The 19403-nt window shown below is 71.6% G+C and carries 19 protein-coding genes; 9 read left to right on the top strand and 10 right to left on the bottom strand.

The genetic code is table 11. The annotated features are described in order from the left end of the window. Window positions 1-21: 21 nt before the first annotated feature. From LPA41_RS33640 to LPA41_RS33625, 4 genes are all read right to left on the bottom strand, one after another. On the bottom strand, window positions 22-603 hold the full coding sequence (locus tag LPA41_RS33640) for a dihydrofolate reductase family protein (RefSeq protein ID WP_229075161.1): 582 nt from the start codon (window positions 601-603) through the stop codon (window positions 22-24). A gap of 63 nt (window positions 604-666) precedes the next feature. Further along, on the bottom strand, window positions 667-1500 hold the full coding sequence (locus LPA41_RS33635; protein ID WP_229075160.1) for a helix-turn-helix domain-containing protein: 834 nt from the start codon (window positions 1498-1500) through the stop codon (window positions 667-669). Window positions 1501-1596: 96 nt separating this feature from the next. Further along, window positions 1597-3207, bottom strand: coding sequence for a glycosyltransferase family 39 protein (locus LPA41_RS33630; protein WP_229075159.1), 1611 nt, complete (start codon window positions 3205-3207; stop codon window positions 1597-1599). A gap of 52 nt (window positions 3208-3259) precedes the next feature. Beyond that, window positions 3260-3811: a GNAT family N-acetyltransferase gene (locus LPA41_RS33625; protein WP_229075158.1), complete on the bottom strand. Its 552-nt coding sequence runs from the start codon at window positions 3809-3811 to the stop codon at window positions 3260-3262. Window positions 3812-3916: 105 nt separating this feature from the next. Here LPA41_RS33625 and LPA41_RS33620 point away from each other — a divergent pair, with 105 nt between their 5' ends. Further along, window positions 3917-6115 (top strand): esterase-like activity of phytase family protein, encoded by a 2199-nt coding sequence (locus LPA41_RS33620; protein WP_229075157.1) that lies wholly within the window; start codon window positions 3917-3919, stop codon window positions 6113-6115. Here LPA41_RS33620 and LPA41_RS33615 read toward each other — a convergent pair. Continuing rightward, window positions 6112-6447, bottom strand: a complete 336-nt coding sequence (locus LPA41_RS33615; protein ID WP_229075156.1) for a hypothetical protein — start codon at window positions 6445-6447, stop codon at window positions 6112-6114. The two genes, LPA41_RS33620 and LPA41_RS33615, sit on opposite strands and share 4 nt — an antisense overlap. Window positions 6448-6619: 172 nt before the next feature. On the opposite strand from LPA41_RS33615, the gene LPA41_RS33610 reads away from it, so the two are divergent. Next, window positions 6620-7573: a beta-ketoacyl-ACP synthase 3 gene (locus LPA41_RS33610; RefSeq protein ID WP_229075155.1), complete on the top strand. Its 954-nt coding sequence runs from the start codon at window positions 6620-6622 to the stop codon at window positions 7571-7573. A 500-nt stretch (window positions 7574-8073) separates the two neighbouring features. On the opposite strand, the gene LPA41_RS33605 is transcribed toward LPA41_RS33610, so the two are convergent. After that, window positions 8074-8730 carry a hypothetical protein gene (locus LPA41_RS33605; RefSeq protein WP_229075154.1) on the bottom strand — a complete coding sequence of 219 codons (657 nt, stop codon included), beginning with the start codon at window positions 8728-8730 and terminating at the stop codon, window positions 8074-8076. 38 nt (window positions 8731-8768) lie between these two features. On the opposite strand from LPA41_RS33605, the gene LPA41_RS33600 reads away from it, so the two are divergent. The 3 genes from LPA41_RS33600 to LPA41_RS33590 all read left to right on the top strand — a co-directional run bounded on the left by LPA41_RS33600 (window position 8769) and on the right by LPA41_RS33590 (window position 10700). Continuing rightward, on the top strand, window positions 8769-9164 hold the full coding sequence (locus tag LPA41_RS33600) for a pyridoxamine 5'-phosphate oxidase family protein (RefSeq protein WP_229075153.1): 396 nt from the start codon (window positions 8769-8771) through the stop codon (window positions 9162-9164). Between the two features lie 381 nt (window positions 9165-9545). Beyond that, on the top strand, window positions 9546-9959 hold the full coding sequence (locus LPA41_RS33595) for a hypothetical protein (protein ID WP_229075152.1): 414 nt from the start codon (window positions 9546-9548) through the stop codon (window positions 9957-9959). 39 nt (window positions 9960-9998) lie between these two features. Then, a complete protein-coding gene (locus LPA41_RS33590; RefSeq protein ID WP_229075151.1) occupies window positions 9999-10700 on the top strand; it encodes an alpha/beta hydrolase in 702 nt (233 codons plus the stop codon). A gap of 63 nt (window positions 10701-10763) precedes the next feature. On the opposite strand, the gene LPA41_RS33585 is transcribed toward LPA41_RS33590, so the two are convergent. Beyond that, a complete protein-coding gene (locus LPA41_RS33585; protein ID WP_229075150.1) occupies window positions 10764-11645 on the bottom strand; it encodes a serine hydrolase in 882 nt (293 codons plus the stop codon). Window positions 11646-11999: 354 nt separating this feature from the next. Between LPA41_RS33585 and LPA41_RS33580 the strand changes: the two genes are divergently transcribed. The 3 genes from LPA41_RS33580 (at window position 12000) to LPA41_RS33570 (ending at window position 16737) form a co-directional block, all read left to right on the top strand. Beyond that, the gene (locus LPA41_RS33580) at window positions 12000-15629 is read left to right on the top strand and encodes an SCO7613 C-terminal domain-containing membrane protein (RefSeq protein WP_229075149.1); all 3630 of its coding nucleotides are present in this window, start codon (window positions 12000-12002) and stop codon (window positions 15627-15629) included. 49 nt (window positions 15630-15678) lie between these two features. Next, entirely contained in the window at window positions 15679-16356 is a 678-nt protein-coding gene (locus LPA41_RS33575) for a maleylpyruvate isomerase N-terminal domain-containing protein (protein ID WP_229075148.1), read from the top strand. Window positions 16357-16614: 258 nt separating this feature from the next. Beyond that, window positions 16615-16737: a ribosomal protein bL36 gene (locus LPA41_RS33570; protein ID WP_127549839.1), complete on the top strand. Its 123-nt coding sequence runs from the start codon at window positions 16615-16617 to the stop codon at window positions 16735-16737. Window positions 16738-16862: 125 nt separating this feature from the next. Here LPA41_RS33570 and LPA41_RS33565 read toward each other — a convergent pair whose 3' ends face one another. From LPA41_RS33565 to LPA41_RS33555, 3 genes are all read right to left on the bottom strand, one after another. Further along, window positions 16863-17363, bottom strand: coding sequence for a DUF6624 domain-containing protein (locus LPA41_RS33565; RefSeq protein ID WP_229075147.1), 501 nt, complete (start codon window positions 17361-17363; stop codon window positions 16863-16865). A gap of 138 nt (window positions 17364-17501) precedes the next feature. Next, a complete protein-coding gene (locus tag LPA41_RS33560) occupies window positions 17502-18002 on the bottom strand; it encodes a hypothetical protein (RefSeq protein WP_229075146.1) in 501 nt (166 codons plus the stop codon). A 67-nt stretch (window positions 18003-18069) separates the two neighbouring features. Continuing rightward, entirely contained in the window at window positions 18070-18375 is a 306-nt protein-coding gene (locus LPA41_RS33555) for a S26 family signal peptidase (RefSeq protein WP_229075226.1), read from the bottom strand. A gap of 512 nt (window positions 18376-18887) precedes the next feature. On the opposite strand from LPA41_RS33555, the gene LPA41_RS33550 reads away from it, so the two are divergent. Next, a complete protein-coding gene (locus tag LPA41_RS33550; protein ID WP_229075145.1) occupies window positions 18888-19400 on the top strand; it encodes a hypothetical protein in 513 nt (170 codons plus the stop codon). The last annotated feature ends 3 nt before the right edge of the window (window positions 19401-19403 follow it).

Here is a 19403-nt window from a genome sequence, read left to right as displayed (position 1 = left end):
AGCAGGCGAGGTGGACCCGGCTCAGCGGCGCACCCGGTAGCGCAGGTGCAGCACCCGGTTGCCCTGGATCACCACGTCCGGGTCGACCAGCAGGTGCTGCGCGTCGACCGACCCGAAGAACCGTTTGCCGGACCCGAACACGACGGGTACGACGTCCATGCGCACCTCGTCGACCAGGCCCGCGGCGAGCGCCTGACCACCGACGTCACCGGCGGCGACCTCGACCGTGCGGTCACCGGCCAGTTCCTGCGCCGTGGCCAGGGCCGCCTCGACGCCGTCGGCGAAGTGGAACGGCGCCCCGGGGTCCCAGCCCTCGGGCGGCGGCCGATGCGTCACGACGACCACGTGGTCGATCCCGCTCGGGGGTTTGCCGTCCCAGCCGTCCGTCAGGTCGAAGACGTGGCGACCGGCGACTGTCACCCCGATCTGGTCCCAGTACGGCCGGACGTGGTCGTAGGAGGTCTGCGACACCGTCAGCACGCCGCTGTCGTCCAACGCGACGTCACCGCTTGTCAACCAGTCGAACAGCGGTCCCGGCTGGTCGTTCTCGTCCGCGATGAAGCCGTCCACCGACACCGAGCTGTACATGACCACTGTGCCCACGGACTCTCCTCTGCTGGGGTGGCCCCAACCTAGCGGTTCGCGGGCTGTCGTTCTTGTAAGAAATCAATCGGCCGGCAGCGACCAGCCGTCCAGCGCGCTGCCGGGATGCTCGCGCAGGAACCGGCGCCGGACCTCGGCGTACCGGGTCGGTGTGAGCCCGGTGAAGTCCCGGAACTCGTGGCCGAAGTGGGCCTGGTCGAAGTAGCCGGCGCCAGCGGCGACGTCACCCCAGTCGACCGGTGCGGCGAAGTCGATCGCGAGCACGGTGGTCGCGAAGCGGTGGGTGCGGGCCAGCCGCTTCGGCGTGACGCCGATCAGCGCCTTGAACCGCTGCGCCAGATGGGTGCTGCTGACCCCGGCCGCCTCGCTCAGCCCGCCGATCGCCACCGCGCCGCCGGTCGCCGCGATCACCCTGCTCGCACGGCGGACCAGGCCCAGCCCGGTGGTCTCGCCCAGCCGTCGCCTCAGCTCCTGCTCGAGCACCGTCAGCATCGCGTGCGGCCGGTCCGCCGTGGCCAGCCGGTCCCGCAGCTCGGCGACGGCGGGCCGGCCCCACACCTGCTCCAGCGTCACCGGCCGGTCGGACAGCTCGGCCGCGGGCATCGGCAGGAACGGCGCCAGCCCCCACGGCTTGACGTGCACGCCCACGGACCGGGTCCAGGGTGGGTAGCCGAACTCGAACGCGCGGGTGGGTGTGGTAACCACGCAGCCGTCGGCGTACTCGGCGGTGCCGGCGCCGGCGCGGATGCGGAACGGCGCCCCGAGGTTGACGATGAGCAGCGCCCCCGGCATCGGCGGCAGCATCAGCCGGGCGTACGGCGGCGCACCCGCCAGGTAGTAGAGGTCGTCGATCAGCCCGTCCAGCGGCGGTCGCGGCACTCGGGACACGTACTGCACGCCCTCAGCATCGCCGACGCCCCGCCGGCATCGCACGCCGAGGGGCGGGACCGCTGCGGGCCTGTGCCGCTGACCGCGGGGCCTGCCAGGCGTCCGTCAGGGCCGGCGGTAGATGGTGATCGAGTGGCCGACCGCGTCGACCGGGGTGCCGCTGTCACCGAGCAGCACCGCGAGCCGTCCGGTCGCCTTGGCGATCGAGCTGTTCGACACCACCAGCAGACCCCTGACATCGGTAGCCGGCACCGTGAGCGGGTCCTTCGCCCTGATCCCGTACGCCGAGGGCACGCCGGCACCCTTGTACACCAGCCAGACGGGCTCTCCGGGATACCGCTGGCGGAGCCGGTCGGCGAGCCGGCCGAGGTCCTGGCCCCAGTCGACGTTCGAGTCGTGCAGGTGCCGGTGGGTGGCGGCCGGCCCACCGAAGGCCTCGTTCGAGTAAGGCAGGTAGTAGGGGAAGGTCCGCAGTGAGCTCACGATGACGAACAGCGTCAGCGCCGCGACGCCGATCTGTGCCAAGCGTCGGCGCACGACCACGGCCGTGCCCGCCGCCACGGCCAGGAAGACGGGCAGGACGATCACGTAGCGGGTACCGAAGTCGCGGGCTCCTGTCATCGCTACGGCAAACAGCACGGTCGGTGTCAGGAGCAGGTAGAGCGCTGCGATCCGCTGCTTCGGCACCGCGAGCAGGGTCACCGTGCCGGCCAGCCAGAGCGCGAGCAGGCCGAGCGGTGTCTTCACCAGCAGCGCTGCCGGCAGGTAGTACCAGAGCGAGCCCTGATAGCGCCGGCCGAACAGGAAGCCGCGGTGTGTGGCGTTCTCGAACCCCAACTGGATCCGCATGCCGTCGCGGTAGGCGTCCGGCAATGGCAGCCAGTCGACGAGGACGCCCTTCAGCCCGGGTACCGCCGGTATGCCGGTCGGCTGCACCCACCGCAGCGCCGGGTCGACGGCCAGGTAAGCCAGCCACACGACGGCGGCCGCGATGACGCCCACCCCGGCCGGCGCCAGTGCGCGTAGCCGCCGCGGTGCCAGCAATGACAGGCCCAGCAGCAACGGTACTGCCGGCAGCACACTCATCCGGGTGGCCAGTGCCGCGCCGAGCGCGATCCCGGCCAGCGGCAGACAGGGCAGTGGATGCTGCCTCGCCCGCCACAGCAGCCAGGTCGCGGTGAGCAAGAAGCCGATCGCGGGCAGGTCGAGGGTGGCGAGCGAGCCGTGCGCGATCACGTCCGGTGAGAACGCGTACAGCGCGAGCGCCAGCACACCGGCTACGGGCCCGGCGAGATCCCGCGCGAAGGCGAACACCACCAGCCCGAACAGCAACGTGAGCACAATAATCGGAAGCCGAGCCAGGAACATCATCTGGTACGGGTCGTTGCCGGCCTCGTAGAGCACGTGCCGGCCGAGTTGAGTCTGGTCACCGTGAAACGCCGGATCGAGCTGGGGCTGCGCGAACGTCAAGCCGACCGCCATGATCAGTTTCCCGAGCGGCGGATGTTCGGGGTTGTAGCTCAGGCCGTGCTGATGCAGGTAGGTGACGGCGGTGCCGACGTAGACCGGCTCGTCGATGGTCGGCGTCTGCTGCACCGAGGTGACCACCATGACCGCCGCCATCTGTCCCAGCAACACCAGGACGACCGACGGCAACAGCCAGCGGCGGCCACGCCACGCGCCCGGCGAGGCCATGGTCCACGCCTTGACGTCCACAACCACTACGATGTGTCATGAACCCGCGCCGTGCACCTGGTCGGGACAGGTATCAGCCCACCGGTGACGAAACGGCGCCGGCGGCCGTCAACTCGTACTCCACCTCGCCCTGCTCCGCGCCCGGCAGCGGGTCCTCCCACACCGGGTGGAAGGTGCGCACGTAGCGCATCCTGAGCGACCGCATCACCGCCTGCGACCCCTCGTTCACCGCCATCGTCTGCGCGAACACCCGCCGCAGCCCGACCGTGGCGAACCCGTGCCGCAGCAGCTCCCGGGACGCCTCCGAGGCGAACCCGCGCCGCCACTGCCGGCGCGGGACCCGGTAGCCGAGTTCGGCCTCGCCGGGCCGGTCGCCGGGTGGCAGCATCATCAGGGCGGCGAAGTCGTCGCCGTGGAAGGCCATCCAGTAGCCGAGCCCGTCCACCTGCCGGCCCAGTGCCATCCGTTCGGCGTGCGAGGCCGTCACCTCGTCGCGGGTGCGGGCACGCCCGTAAAGGTGACGCAGCACCTCCGCGTCCGCGTCCAGCTCCACCTCCAGCTCGAGGTGCTCGTCGGCGAGCGGGACCAGCAGCAGGCGCTCGGTGCGCAGAACCGGTTGCGGCATCCGGCAATCGTGGCATGACGACGGTCCGCCGTTCACCCGGGTTTGGTGCTGCGGCAACGCACACCCGGCACGGTCGTCAACGACTGTCATCGTGCTGGAGGCGAAGTGAGAAACAAGTCCACAACGGCCGGAGCGGCGCTCGCCGTGCTGGCCACCCTGGTCGCGGCGGCGCCCGCGTCGGCGACCCCCGGCAGGCCGGGCGCCGGCGCGGCCTGCTCCCCCGACGCGTCGCTGCTCGGCTTCTCCGACGCGCTGGACAAGACCACTTTCGCGGGTACCCCGGTCGCCGGGCTGTCCGCGCTGGCCCGCACCGGCCGCGACACCGGGCTCGCCCTGGTGGACAACATCGGCACCACCCCGGCCCGGGTCTACCGCGTCGGCCTGGGCGCCACGCCCAAGGTCACCGGGATGGTGCGCCTCGGTGCTTACACCGGCGCCGACTTCGACGGTGAGGGCCTGGTCGCCGAGCGCGGCGGCCGCACCGTTCTGGTGAGTTCGGAGCGGGAGCCGTCGATCCGCCGGTTCCGCCTCACCGACGGCCGGGAGACCGCATCGCTGCCGGTCCCGGCGCGTTTCCAGGTCACCCCGGCCGGTGAGGCCGCGGTCAACCAGACCTTCGAGGCGCTCACCGCCACCCCCGACGGGCGCCGGCTCTTCGCCGGCATGGAGGGGCCGCTCAGCGCGGACGGGCGCGACGCCGAGGGGCGCGGGCTGCAGCGCATCATCGGGTACGCGGGACGCGCGGGCGGTTCCTACACCCCGGCGACGCAGTACGCGTACCGTACGGATCCGAACCTGGGCCTGGTCGAGTTGATCGCGCTCGGCGGCGACCAGCTCCTGTCGGTGGAACGCGGCTTCACCGCGGGCGTGGGCAACACGGTCCGCGTCTTCCGGGTGTCGGCGACCGGCGCCCCCGACGTCACCGGTGCCGCGTCGCTGTCCACGCTCACCGACCCGCGCGCCTGGCTGGGCAAGGCGCTGCTGGTCGACCTGGCCGACTGCCCGCCGTCGGGCGCGACCGCGAAGCAGCCGCAACCGAACCCGCTGCTCGACAACATCGAGGGCGCCGCGCTCGGTGAGGCTCTGCCCGGCGGCCGCCGTCTGCTGCACCTGATCTCCGACGACAACGGCAGCGCCACCCAGATCACCCGGGTCTACCGCCTCGCCGTGAATCTGCGCGCCGAGGCGAAACTGGACGGGCGGGCGCTGATCCCGGCGACCGCGTACCAGAAGGGTCCGATCTCCGGCACCCAGCTCGACCCGGCGCCGGTCTTCGGCATCACGCCGCCGTTCCCGGGCCAGCCGATCCCCGGTTTCTCCGCCGTCATCCAGGGCTCGGCGAAGGGCCGCCTGCTGGCGATGCCGGACAACGGCTTCGGGGCGAAGAACAACTCCGCGGACTTCCTGCTGCGTGCCTACGACATCACCCCCGATTACCGTACGGGCAACGTCCGCATCCACGGCCACCTGAGCTTCCGTGACCCGGACCGTAAGGTGCCGTTCCCGATCGTCAACGGCGACACCCGGGAGCGGCTGCTGACCGGTGCCGACTTCGACGTCGAGTCCCTGGCCCGGGACGCGCGCGGCAACCTGTGGATCGGCGAGGAGTTCGGGCCGTACCTGGTCAAGACCGACCGCACCGGCAAGGTCCTGCAGGCGCCGATCCCGCTGCCCGACGGCGGCAAGTCCCCGCAGTCACCGGACCTGGCCCCCGGCGAGGCCCCGACCGTGCCCGGCAGCCGCGGCTTCGAGGCGATGGCGGTCAGCACCGACGGCACAACCCTCTACCCGATCCTGGAGGGCGCGCGCACCGACGACGCCGACCAGCGCCGGCGCATCGTCTACGAGTTCTCGGTGACCGCGAACCGGTACACCGGGCGCACCTGGACGTTCCGGGTCGACGACCCGTCGCTGGTGGTCGGTGACGCCGCCGTGCTCGACGGCCGCAAGCTGCTGCTGATCGAGCGGGACAACGCGATGGGCGTACAGTCGCGGGTGAAACGCCTGGTCGTCACGGACCTGGACCGCGCGTCCGCCGGCGGGGTCCTGCCCCGCCGCACCGCCGTCGACCTGATGCGCATCGCCGACCCGAAGGGTGTGTCCACCCCGGCGCGCCCCGGCGAGTACGGTGTCGGCCCGCTCTTCTCGTTCCCGCTGCAGTCGGTGGAGTCGGTGCTGCCGCTCGGCGGCGACCGCGTCCTGGTCGCCAACGACAACAACTTCCCCGGCAACGACGGCCGCATCCCGGGCCGCGCCGACGACACCGAACTGATCACCATCACGGTGCCCGGCCTGCGCCGCTAGGCCAGGGTTTTCGTCAGGAATCGGCAGGGGTCCACCACCACGTGGCGGACCCCTGCCTCGTCGATCCACGGGAATTGGTCGTCGTAGCGGCAGCCGGTCTCCCGGTACCCGAGCCGCAGGTAGAGCCGCGCCGCGGCGGGTTCGCGCGGCCCCTCCCGGAGCACCTCCCCCGACCCCACCGGGATCCCACCCGACCAGGCGATCAGGAACGTGCTGCTCCCGGCCTGCTGCCGCCGGAACCGGCTCTCGTGATAGCGGTTCGCGCCGGTCGGCGCATGGACTTCGAGCAGGTCGAGGTCGGCCTCCTCGCACTCGCGGACGTCCACCTCCACGTGCGCTCACCCCCTCGGCTGCCCGGTCCCGGACGCGGCCCTTTTCGCCGCTCCGATTATCTGCCTTCCGCGCAGGGTCATTCCGTCGGTGAGCCGGAACTCGACGCTTGGTTACCGGTGAGGAATAAAGCAATCGAGGTGCACCCAGCCGGGCATGCTTAGATCCCCGTTCATGGCCAACTCTTCGCCGCAGCGCACCGGGCACCCCGGGTCCCGGATCCTGAGCGTCGCCTCCTACCGCCCCCGGACCGAGGTGGGCAACGAGACAGTCGCCGCCTTGATCGACTCGAGCGACGAGTGGATCCGCCGGCGCTGCGGCATCGAGTCACGTCGGCACGCCGCACCCGACGAGGACCTGGTCACCATGGCTACGGCGGCCGCTTCCAAAGCCCTTGCCGGCGCCGGCATCGATCCGCGCGACGTCTCCGCCGTCCTGGTGGCGACGATGTCCCACCGCGGTCGCGCGACAACCGTAGCTCCCCTGGTGGCCGACGCTCTGGGCGCCACCGGGGCTGCCGCGATGGATCTAGGGGCGGCGTGCGCCGGCTTCCCGTACGCGCTGGCAACGGCCGACGCGCTCGTGCGCAGTGGCGCGGCGGAGTACGTGGTCCTGGTCGGCGCCGAGCGCATGACCGACGTCATCGACGACCGCGACCGCGGGACGGCGTTCCTCTTCGGCGACGGCGCGGGCGCGGTGGTCGTCGGTCCGTCGCAGACGAGCGAGATCAGCCCGGTGGTGTGGGGCGCCGACGGCTCCCGCAGCGAGGTGCTGCGGTACGACGAGGAAGGCATCCTGCGGATGGCAGGCCCGGAGGTCTTCCGCTGGGCGACCTCCATCATTCCCGACCTTGCCGGGCGCGCGCTGGACGCGGCCGGCATTTCCGCCTCCGACCTGGCGGCCTTCATTCCTCACCAGGCCAATCTGCGCATCACCTCGGTCGCGGCCAAGGCCCTGGGGCTCGGCCCGCACGTCCGGGTGGCCACCGACATCATCACCAACGGCAACACCGGCGCGGCCTCCATCCCCCAGGCGATGGCAGCCATGCCCGACACGACGGGTCCCGCGCTGCTCGTGGGCTTCGGCGCCGGCCTCTCGTACGCGGCGCAGGTCGTCACCTTGCCCTGACCTCGGGATGTCAGGCCCTCAAAGCGGGTCCGCTCAGTGTGGGGACTACGGCTGGGCCAATCGTCCTGGCCCAACCGGACGAGGCTTGAACCCTTGTCGACCCCGGGGGTGTCCCTATGGTCTTGTCAAGCAGGCGGTGCGAGCTCTTCTGTCGGTTTGCGCTGCTAGAGGTCGCGGAACATGGCGCACCGGAGGTCGCTGCGGCGGCGGGCGAGGTGGAGGGGGCGGCGTGGTGTTGCTTGCCCTCGGCTCGGATGCGGTCCCTGGACAGGGGCTGCGGTCGGCTGCGGTGGGTCCGCGCGGCGGTGTTGATCTGCTAGCGGTGCGAAATCGCGGTTTGACCCCTTGATCACAGCGATTTCGTAGCGCTAGCAGATCAACATCTCGCCAGGGGCGGCGCGCCCGGCGCCACTGGGGCCGGAACCGAGGGTGCGGACGTTCGGCGGGCCGCGCGGCAATCGGCCGACGCGCTCGCGCATGATTCTCGAAGAGCCGTCCGGTCATGCATGCTCGATTCCGAGTTCCCGGATCAGGATCGACAGGGCCGTCGGATCGGCGAAGATGTACCCGGACTGGTCGTCGGTGTCGTGAATCTCGACGAAGACCCGCGGGTCCGTGTCGTCGCGCGGCGCCAGCCGGTCGGCGATCTCGAAGACCATCAGCGTGTCGATGTACCGGTCGGACTGGTGCTCCAGGTGCCAGACGAGTTCGTCGCCGTTGACCAGCATTCGGATGCGCTCGCCGTCGGCTCCGTCGAGGAGTTCCACGTCGGTGATGGTCACCGTGTCTCCGCTGCTGGCAGCGAACCGGTCGAACAGGTCTCGGTAGCCCTCCAGGAGCCCGTCGACTTTCGGGTGGACCCGAACGCCGGCGCCCCATTCCTCCATCATATCGATGAGCGCACCGGCGATGTCCTCGCCGTAGTAGGACAACGGCTGATCGCGCAGGTCGTCCTCGTCCGGCCCAAGTACTACGGCGATGCCGAGTTCCAACGCCCGGTCCGCCACCTGTCCCACTGTCGTCAGCACCGCCATGCCACCCTCCGATGCCCGCCGTGTTCCGGACGATGGTAGCGGGCGGCCGCGGCCAAGGTCGGCGTGCTCATCCAGGCCAGATGAGAGCCACACCGGGGTGCCCTCGGGCCGGTGGATCACCACCAGTCGCCGCTCAGGACGTCGGTGAGAGGATGCATGCCATGTCCAGCCAACTTGATCGAAGTGTTCTCGAACGACTGGACCGGGAACCGCTTGCGTGGTTGTGCACGCTGAGACGGGACGGAAGCCCGCACCAGACCCCGGTGTGGTTCGTGTTCCACGATGCGACCTTGTGGATCTGCAGCGCGGAGAAGAACCGGAAAGTACGCAACGTACTTGTTGACCCGCGGGTGTCCGTAGCGCTGGAAGGCGGAAGCGCGCCCGTTGTGGCGGAGGGCCGGGTAACGCTTCGCCCGTGTGACTTCTCGCCGGATGTCATCGCACGATTCCGGACCAAGTACGACTGGGACATCACTCTTCCGAACGAACACGAGGGTCCGCGGGTGCTGCTGGAGATTCCCGTCAAGCGCTGGCTGCTCGCCGGCGTCGCACAGTAACGTTCGGCGGGGGTTGGATCCGGTCGTCACCAGGGCTTGGTGGTCACACCGTCCAGCTCGCGGATCGCGATGCGGTTCTCGGTGGCCAGGATCGTCAGCATCTGCCCGGCCTCGTCGAGGGTGGCGTGAGCTGTTGATCTGCCAGCGCTACGAAATCGCTGTGATCAAGGGGTCAGAACCGCGATTTCGCATCGCTGGCAGATCAACACCGCCGCGCGGACCCGACACAGCCGACCGCAGCCCCGGCGGCCGTGCGCGTCGCTCCTTGGGGTGATCTTCGCGGAAAGAGCCACTCCTGATCAACAGCGCCGTTGATCCAGGCATGCGAAGGAGAATGGTCTGCCCGCACACGCCCTTGCCGGCACCGGCCCGGGCCGCCGCGTGAGGCGGCTGCTCGTTCTGGCGCTGGTGGTGCTGCTGCTGGTGGGTGGCTGCGCGCCCGAGGGCCGCGACCGGCTGGACGCGCTCGGTGAGTTGCTGCGGGCCGGCAGCAGCGCGTCGTCGGCGTCGGTCAGCGAACCGCGGTTCGACGGTGCGGCGGCGCTGCTCGTGGAGGCGCGGCAGCTGGGGACGCTGGACGAGGTGCTGGGTGCGGTCGGTGCGCGGCTGCGCGACGCCGGGTACGCGCTGCGTTGTCCCGGCGGTGACGACACGGAGGTTCCGGCGGGGCAGGCGGGGACGATCGAGCCGCGTGGCAGGTGTGCCATCGACGGCCACGGGGTGACCGGAACGGTGTGGCTGGGGACCACGGTGGACGGTGACGTGCAGGTCTCGGTGATGGCCGGCGCCGGGTGACGACCGATCGTGATGACCCGATGACGATAGGGTGCGGGCATGGAATTCATGAAGCCGATGGTCTTGCCCGTCCAGATCCGTGCCGCCGAACGCCACGGCACCGTCGACCTCTACATTCCATCCGACGAACGCCGCCCGGCGATCATCTTCGTGCACGGCGGCCCGTTGCCGCCCGGCATGGACCCGCTGCCGCGCGAGTGGCCGCTGTTCCAGGCGTACGCGTCACTGGCCGCCGACCGCGGTGTCGTCGGCGCGGTCGTGGAGCACCGGTTGCAGGGCCCGGACTCGTACCCCGCCGCCGCCGACGACGTCGCGGGCGCCGTGAAACTGCTGCGCGATGACCCCCGGGTGGACGGCGAACGCGTCGTGATCTGGTATTTCTCGGGTGCCGGCCGGCTCGCCGCGGACCTGCTGCGCGACCCGCCGGAGTGGCTGCGCGCGGTCGCCATGACGTACCCGATGCTCACGCCGTTCCCGGACTGGCCCGACGAGCCGCGTTTCCGCCCGGCCGAGGCGGTGGCGTCGGCGGGTTCGCTGCCGATCATCCTGACCCGCGTCGGCCAGGAGAACCCGGCGATCGCCGAGGGCGTGGCGGTGTTCGTGGCCGCCGCCGAGAAGGCGAACCTGCAGGTCATCGACGTCCCCGACGGCGGGCACGGCTTCGACAACCAGAACGACTCCGACGAGTCCCGGGCCGCGATCGTCAAGGCCTTCGACCTGGTGCTGTCCGCCCTGTCGTAACGACCGCCGCCGGCGTGGGAGCCTGGCCGATCCGCACCCGGGCCTCCCACGCAGCGCGCCGGCTCAGAGCAACGGCAGCAGGTGCTCGCGGATCAGCCCGAGCGCCGGCTGCCAGTCCGCCGGCAGCGCGTCCGTCGGCGGCGGGCCGACGTCGAACCGCGGGTCGCCGGTGGTCACGACCACCGCGCCCGGCAGCACCACCACGTGCTGACCGGCCCAGCCACCCGCCAGCACCAGGCCGTCGTCGCCGACCCAGACGCCGAACCCGTACGGCAGGGACTCCGGTGGTCCGCCCGCCGAGTGCGCCCGGAACATCTCGGCCGCGAACCCCGGGTCCAGCAGCGGGCGCCCGCCGGCGCGCCACAGCTCCCCGAGCCGGCCCAGCGATTCCGCCGAGAGCCGCAGGTGCGCGAACCCCCACGTCACACCGTCCGGGTCGGCCGGCCACACGGCGTCGGTGATGCCCAGCGGCCGGAACAGCTCGGTCTCGGCGACCTCGGCCACCGGCCGGCCCAGCACGTCCTGCAGGGCCGCGGAGAGCAGGTGGAACGCGCCGTTGTCGTACCCGAAGGCGCCGGGCTCCCGCACCGGCGCGGCGGCGATCCGCGCGACCTGCCCACCCGGCAGCGCCGTGACGGTGTCGATGTCCCACGGCCCGTCCGTCGCGGCGCCACGCGTCATGGTGAACAGCTGCCGCCACGTGGCTCCGTGCGGCAGCCGCTGATCGAGATCGGGCAGCAGGCCCTGGCGCGCGGCGATCCCGGCGACCGAGGCGACGACCGTCTTGGTCACCGAGAAGACGTCGGCGACCACCGGGCCGCGGTAGTGCTCGTCGAACACGACCGACCCGCCGACGAGGACCCGCAGGTGACTGGTGTGCGCGTAGCGCGGGTCGCGGCGCACGATGCCCCCGATCGTGCGGCACGCCGCGACCAGGTCAGTCACTCACCCACCCGGCGAAGCCGAACGCGAAACCGGTCAGCAGCCAGCCGCCCGTGCGCTTGCGGGAGAACTGCAGGCCACTCGGGATCGTCACTGCCGCATCGTATCCGTGCCGGCCGATCTCAGGGGAACAGTGTCAGGCCGGGATCACCCACCATCGCAGCGGCGCGATCGGCGGTGAGCACGCCTCGGTGGGGCGCGGCGCGGGATGCGACTGCTGCGGTCCCGGTTCCGGGGTGGCCTTGAGATCCCGGATCGGGCAGGCCGAGCCCGGGGACGCCGCCGGCCAGGCGCAATCGGACCGTCCGGCGGCGCCCGGCCTGCGGAAATATTGCAGGTGTAGGGGACACTGTGGCCGTGACCAGCGCTCCATCGACGTATCCCTGTCCCCACTGCGGGGCGGTCGCCTCGGCGCAGACCGGCTGCCCGGGGTGCGGGCGCGGCCCGGACCGGGACGCGATCGAGGTGATGCGCCTCGATGCCGAACTGGCCGAGCTGAACCGGCAGCTGGACGCGGCGCGCGCCACGGTCACGACCATCCACCGGCGCATCGGCGAGATGGCGCTGCAGCGTAACGCGGTCGCGTTGCGGGTGACGAGCGCGCGGCAACCGACGGCGCCGACCACCCGGCCGGCACCGTCACCGGCGCCTGCACCGTCACCTGCCCCGGCGACGCGCGCGGCACCCGCGCCGGCGGTCGCGGTCACGACCGAGCCGAAACTCTCCACGCTCACCGTCCAGAATGTCTTGTTCATCCTCGGTGGCCTGCTGCTCGTCGTCGCGGCCGCCGTCTTCACCGCCGTGGCCTGGGCGCAGGTCGGCGTCACCGGCCGGGCCGCCATCCTCGCCGGCGCCACCGCCGCGATCCTGGCGGTGCCACCGTTCGCAGCGCGGCGCGGCCTGCACGGTGCCGCCGAGACCCTGGCCGCGGTCGGGTTGCTGATGATCCTGCTGGACGGGTACGCCGCCTGGGCGGTCGACCTCGCCGGCGTACAGGCTCTCGACCCGCAGGTGTACGCGGCAGCCGTCTGCGCCGCCACCACGGTGATCGCGTACGGCTACGGGCGGGCGGCGCGGCTCACCGGCCCGCGGATCGCCGCGCTGGCCGTCGCGCAACCGGTGCTTCCCCTGCTCGCCGTGGCCGCCGGCGCCGACGCCACGGGCTGGTCGGTCACCCTGACCGGGGTCGCCGCGATCAACCTGGCGGTGCTGTGGCGGCGCCGGTTCCGGTTCGCCGGGACGGCCGTGGTCGCGTACCTCTGCGGTGTCGCCGCCATCGCCGGTGCCGCCCTGACGGCGCTGCTCGATCTCGCCGCCGCCGCGACACCGGCGCAGGCCGTGATCTCCGGCGGTGCGCTGACGCTGGCTGCCGCGCTGGTCACCGGTGGTGCGGCGCTGTCCGGCAACCGGACGGCACAGGCGATAAGCGCCTGCCTGCTCACCCTCGCCGCCGCGGGCGCGGCAGGCCGATGGTCCATCCTCTTGAGCGAGGGTACGGCTGTCGCGCGCCTGGCCCTCGTCGGATGGACGACGGCCGCGCTCGTGGTACTCGCCCAGCCCCGCCTGCCCGGCCGCGTCCGGCGCGGCCCCTGGATCGCCGCGCTGATCGTGGCGGCGGTCCCGGCGTTCGGCGCGGCAGCCGCCACGATCACTGCCGCCCTCGCCGGCATCGGGGCGGCCCAGCCCCTGCTGACGGCACCCCTGGACGGCACCGTCACCGGGCCGGGCTTCGACCTGATGGTGGCCACGGTCGCGGTCGTCTGCGCGTACGCCCTCCTGCTCCCCCGCCCGGTCCGCACCGACCTGGCCCTGACCGCCGTGGCCGCGCTCGCCGTGCAGGCGCCCGCCGCGTTCGCGCTCCCCTGGTGGACCACCCCGATCCTCGCCCTGGCCGTCGCCGCCGGCGCCGCCGCGACCGCCGCCCGCACCGCTCACCCGCCGGCGTTCCGGATCACCGTGACCGCGACGATGTCCGCGTTCGCCCTGCTCACCGCCCTGGGCGACCCGGCAGTGGCCGCCGCCGCGTTCGCCGCGCTCACCGCCCTCGGGTTGACCATCGCCTACCTGGTCCGGTCCGGCCCGCGCCGCACCGACCTGGGCGCGGCAGCCGCCGCCGCGGGCCTGCTCGCCCTGCCACCGGCCGTCCTGTTCGCCATGGAAGCCGCCGGCTCTCCGCAGGCCTGGCAGATCCGCGCCCTGCCCGCCGTGGCCGTGCTCCTGGCCGTGGCCGCCGCGCGCACCCCGTGGTACCGCCCGCAAGCCCTCGCCGTCTCCCTGCTGGTCACCGCCCTGTTCCCGGTCGCCGCCACCTACGGCTCCGACCCGGTGTCCCTCTACGCAGCCACCGCCCTGCTCCTGATCGCCGCCGTCCTACCCACCGCCGCACCCGGCCCGGCCGTCGCATCCCCCGAAGCCGCCACCGCGACCGCCGGCTCGCCGCCGGTTGCCGCCCTCAACCCCACCCCGCCCCCGGACGCCGCTTCCAGCCCGACCTCACCGCCTGGCACCGCTCCCAGCCCGACCGCGCCGCCGGGCGCCACTCACAGCCCGACCTCACCACCTGACGCCACTCCCAGCCCGACCGCGCCGCCGGCCGTCGCTCCCGGCCGCACCACCGCAACCGCCTCCGGCGCCCGCGTCGCAGCCGCCCTCGCGGCGGTCATCCCCGTCCTCGCCCTGCTCAACGCCACCGGCCCCGACCTGGCCGTAGCCCTGACCGAGCCCTACGGCGCGCTGATCGACTTCTGGACCGGCGACGTCCCCACAGCACCGGCCGCCAGATGGTCAAGCATCGCCGCGCTGCTGCTCACCGCCGTCGCCGCCGCCCTGACCGCCGTCCGATCCGGATCAGCGCATCCCCGTCGCGCCGCGCTCTGGGCCGCCGCACCCCTGATCGCCGTCGTCATCCCGCTGACCGTCGCGGCCCTGCACGCGCCCTGGCCCGCCGTACCCCTGGCCGCCCTGATCACGGGCCTGACCGGCATCGTCGCCCTGACCCTGGCACCCGCGCCCGGCTCATGGGCCGCCCTGCTCGCCGTAGTCCTGACCGGCCTGGCCGCCGCGGGCACGGCGGGCACCACCCCGGTCCGCGGCGCCATGCTGACCGCGTTCGCCCTGATCACCGTGGCATCCGCGGTCATCGGCGTGTCCGGACGTGACCAGGGCGCCCGGATCGTCGGCTGGCTCACCGGGTCGCTCTCGGTGGTCGTCGTCGCGTACACCTCAGCCGTCCTGGCCGGGCTCGAAGCCGGCGGCCCCGCCCTGACCGTGCTCGCCGCCGCCGCGGTGCTTGCCGCAGTGGAGTTCGTGCTGGCCAAGCACCGCCCCGACGAGGCCCCCGCCGTCGCCGCCGTGGCACACGCGTCCGCGCTGATCGCCCTGCTGCTCGCCGCCACATCCGAGCTGGACGCCCTGATCGCCACCCTCTGGTCGGTGGTCCTCGCGGTCCGCGCCCTGCGCCCCGCCGAACGTCCCGTTGTCCGATTCCGATACGCGGTAGCGGCCGCCTGCACAGTCCTGCTCGGCTGGTGGCTGTTCCTCGAGGCCCGCGACGTCGACGTGGCCGAGGTCTACACCGTCCCGGCCGCCGCCCTGGCCGTCAGCCTGGGCCTGCTGTCCCGCCGGAGCCGCCCCGAGCTGCCGTCCTGGACCGCCTACGGCCCCGCCCTGGCCGCCGGCTTCCTGCCCACCCTCGCCATGATCAACGCATCGGACGGCCCGGAGTACGCCCGCCGCCTCCTGCTCGGCGTCGCCGCCCTGATCGTGCTGGTCCTCGGCGCGCGGGCCCGCCTGCAAGCCCCGGTCGTCACCGGCGGCGTGATGCTGGCCCTGGTCGCCCTGCGCGAACTCATCCAGTTCTGGGACCTGGTCCCCCGCTGGTTGCCGCTGGCCGTCGGCGGCCTGCTGCTGGTCGGCATCGCCACCACCATGGAACAGCGCCGCCGAGACCTGACCCGGCTACGCAACGCCGTCGGCCGCATGACGTGACCACGGTCGCCCCCACTCCCGCTCCCGCCAGGAAGAAAACCGATTCCGCATGACCGACCACTCCCTGACCGCACTGCGCGCCGAAGCCACCGCCCTGATCACCGCACTCGGCGCCCTCACCCCGGATGCCTGGGAACGGCCGACCCGCTGCGAGCCCTGGCTGGTCCGCGACGTCGTGGGGCACATCATCACCGTGCTGTCCCGGGTCCCCGACATGGTCGCCGCACCCGCACCCGAGCACGCCGACACCAGCGCCACCGACTACTACCGCCCCGACCACCGGTTCAGCGACACCGCCAACACCGCCCGGATCGCTGCAGCCCAGGACCGGGCGGCCGCGCCCGACGTCACCACGCCGACCGGCGACCTGTCGGCAACCGTGACCGCCGTCGTCGCGGCCTGCCGCGACGAACCCGCCGGCCGGGTCGTGCGCACCCGGCACGGCGACGCCATGCTGCTGACCGACTTCCTCACCACCCGCGTGGCCGAACTGGCGATCCACGGCCTCGACGTCGCCGACGCCCTGCGGGAAACGCCCTGTCTGACCGCTCCGGCGGCGCGGCACCTGCAGCACCTGCTCTTCGGCCCGGACTGGCGGACTGCTGCCGGCACGCTCGGCTGGGACCCGGTGACCCTGCTGCGCAAGACGACCGGCCGCGCCCCGGTCACCGCGACCGAGGCGGCGACCTTGACCGGCGTGGGCCTGCGCCGGCTGACCCTCGGCTGAGCCCACCCCGGCCGCGATTCACCCCGCGCCGGCCGGTCGCCACGACGACTCCAGCTGCCGCTGACAGCCGCCACCACGTACGACTGCCACCACGTACGACTGCTACCACGTACGCCTGCCGCCGCGTACGCCTGCCGCCGCCGCGTACGCCTGCCGCCAAAGCAAGGGGGAAGTCGCCGGAAATAGCGGCAGGGGCGGCGGTGTTCAGCTCATTGCGCGCGGCGGAAGCCAGCGCCGGCGCGGGAAGAGGTAGGCGTCATGAAGGTTCGCAACTCGCTGCGCTCCCTGAAGAGCAAGCCGGGCAGCGTCGTCACCCGGCGTCGCGGGCGGCAGATCGTCGTCAACAAGAAGAATCCGCGGTGGAACGGCCGCCAAGGCTGATCACCCCGTGCATCGCGAGAAGGCCGGAGCCCCGTCACCACGAGGCTCCGGCCTTCCTTGTGCGGCCACCAGGTCGTTGATCGGGCCGGCAGCGAACCCGGTGATCGACAGCGAACGCCGGCCGGTCAAGCCGGCGCGTGTTTGGCGACATGGACGGCGAACGGGTCCAAGCCGACCTCCGCCCGCCGCTGATCCATCCGCTCAGGGTCTTCGCACGGCCACGGGACGGGGGCGCCGTTGACGATGCCGGCGATCTGCGTGCCGTAGATCTGCGGACGACCCTCGTTGATCAGGAGGCGGTCGTGCAGCATGGCCAGCTGGGTGGTGTCGCCCTTACCCGCGCGCACCGCCTCGGTCATCAAGGTCAGCGCTCGCCGTTGCAGGTGCAGGTGGCGGTCGGCGTGCTGGGCTACCAGCCACGCCCTGCGGGCCGCCTCGTGAACAACGAGTTCTGCGGTGGGCCACCCGTGCTCATCGATGATCTCGATCAGACGATCGCCGTTGCGGACGGTGACCCTGCGATGTGCCAGCTGGGCGTTGACGTCGTCGCTGAGCGCGCCCGGCTGCAGCTTCCGATCCTCATCGGTCATGTCCATCAGTTCTCGCGCGAGTGCGTCGTCGACCATGCCCGGCACGCTAGACGAGCCGCGATTTCCGCCTCCTCACCCCGAGCAACATATCGACGCTAGTCAATTGGTGATACTTGTAGAGGCGAACAATGCACGCCATGAGCCGGCGGGCGACAAGGCAGTTCACCATCCCCGTCACGCCTGCTCGTCGTCGTCCGGCCAGGACGGCTCGTCCGAAACCTTCCACAGCTGCAACCGGTACGCGTCGAAGCGGCCAGGGAAGGGCCCGGCGTCCTGCGGCGCGAACCCGCCGGAGACGCCGCGGTTGTACGCCACGATCCGGGCGCCGTACGTGCCGGCGCCGGTCGGCAGCTCCACTCCGACGTGAACGGCCGACTCCAGGGCCTGGACCGAGCTGAACCGGCCGCCGGGCAGGGCCAGCTCGGCCACCGCGACCTCGTCCGGCACCCCCTCGGGCGTATCCGGTGAATCGTCCCGGACCTCGACCACGACGGACGCCGTGCCGGTGCCGGCCGCTCGGGCGACAACGGCGTTGGGGCCCCACGCGAAAAGCCCGTGCCCGAAAGCCCGCCGGGCCGCCTCGAAGTTCGAGGCCTCGTCGCATGTGGGATCGAAGATCGTGAAGAGCCCGTACTGCGGGTTCACGGTGAACGAATACTCGAACACAACCGGCATACCGCCGAAGGTAAAGCAGTTCGTGGACCGGGGAACGCCCGACCGGCGGGCGTCGTCACCTGCCGTGTCAGCGGGGGGCCGGGACGTCGGCGAACGCGGCCGGCGCCGGCAGGGTCCGGGCCCTGGTCGGCGGGCAGAAGGCGGCGAAGGCTCGCTCCACCAGCCGACCCTCGGGGACGGTCCCGTTGACCGTGATCCGCTGATCCTGGTCACAGCAGACGACGTGGTCGCCGGCCACGCCGATGATCCGCTTGATGTAGTTCTGGCCGGGGACAGCCGACCACTCCCGAGGTGGCTCGAAGACCGCGACGTCGCCGCGACCGGGCGATCCGAACCGGTAGGCGGTCTTGTTGACGAGGACCTTGTGGGCCAGGGAACCCCTCTGCGCTCGCGCGATGGGACAGGTGGCGGTGGCTTGCCAAGACTGAGCACGGTGGGGGCATCGCGACGCCGAGGCCTACGGACGCCGAGACCTAGCGACGTCCTCACCAGCCTGGGTCCGGCTTCACGGCCGGAATGGGTCCGTACGACCGTCGGTGAATGGTTTTTCCCCGGATCATGGTGGCTCGACTCGTGGCATCCGGACTGCTGAGCCGGGTGCGGCCGATCATGCCGATGGCCTTCGCGGCCGGTTGACTCCGGTGGCGCAAGATCCATCTCTTGATGCGGACGTGTGCATTCTGCATTCAGCATGCTTTTGCATTACGCATGCAAGCAATCACGGCAGATACGAACGAGCGGATCTCAGAGGCGACCTCTTGATGGATAAGGCTCCATTCGCTGGCGGACCCTGAGAGAATCTGAGAGGAAATTGAGCCGGAACGCGGGGATGCCCTCCAATGTTCCCGGCCGGCCAGTTCGTACACTCTCTGAAGGGAATTTTTCATGAACCGCCGCTGGTCTCGCCTTTTGGTTCTCGGTGCTTGCGCTTCGTTCGCCGGCCCGCTACTCATCGCGCCGGCCCAGGCCGCACCGGTCGCAACGTCAGCCGTCACCATTCAGAACGTTCCCGTCACGCCGCGTCAACCAGCTGACCAGGCACAAGGCAGCGCCTATGAAGGCACCCTCGGCCGGGTCTACCATCATGACGAGTACAAATGGTGCGGGATGACCTGCGGCTGGAAACTGCACCGTTATTACACCTACGTGAAACTGACATTGCCGGACAGTGCAGACATCGAGCAGATGATCTGGGACCAGGTGTACAAATACATGCGCTGTGTTGTCCAGAGGGCCGGGGTTGCCATTGTCATAACGTCGATCTCCACCGGCGGCGTGTCTCTCCCGATTATTCTCGCGGCCTTCGAGGAAGCGGGCAGTTATTGCGGCGACGCGGCACTGGACGATATCTGGGACGTTGCGGCGAATGCGATCCTGACCACCTACGTCGACAGATGACGA

Source organism: Actinoplanes sp. DH11, assembly GCF_020873875.1.
In the GTDB taxonomy this organism is placed as follows: Bacteria; Actinomycetota; Actinomycetes; order Mycobacteriales; family Micromonosporaceae; genus Actinoplanes.
Note: the sequence above shows the minus strand (reverse complement) of the source record. Positions and strands in the feature narration are given on the sequence as shown.